The organism is Diplocloster modestus, from assembly GCF_019042245.1.
Classification (GTDB): Bacteria; Bacillota; Clostridia; order Lachnospirales; family Lachnospiraceae; genus Diplocloster; species Diplocloster modestus.
In genome coordinates this window covers 1-370 of record NZ_JAHQCX010000047.1, presented here as the reverse complement: position 1 = coordinate 370, position 370 = coordinate 1, and the positions used below count along the sequence as shown (strand labels likewise).

The following is a 370-nucleotide window of genomic DNA, read 5'->3' as shown; positions in this document are numbered from 1 at the left end:
GCAAGGCACATCGCCTTGATCTGCGGGCCGGTGGGCACCGTCGTCTCATCCTGCCAGTTCGTCTCCAGCGCGTGCTGTAACTGGGCGCCTGTAACCACCTTATCTTCAAAAATCAGCTTCCGGATGACATAGAGGCTGTTTGCCACGTTTGCCGTTCCGATGGTCTGCTGTCCGGTCAGGTCGTATTTCGCGCCGCCCTGCTTGATTGGTTTACCTCGCGGGATCGTCGTGGTCGGACAGGCGAAGATCGCTGCCATCGGCTCTTCCAGTTTCTCTTCCCATACCTGGTCGATGGTGTTTTCCAGGATCGCTTCCATCTTAATGTAGTACTTCATCTGGTCTATGAACGCGTCCTCCGCTTCCTGATAGC

General features: G+C 55.9%; 1 protein-coding gene. It reads right to left on the bottom strand.

The features are described from left to right. The coding region (locus KTH90_RS24745) for a pyruvate formate lyase family protein (RefSeq protein ID WP_238727626.1) at positions 1–370 on the bottom strand (370 nt) is incomplete at both ends.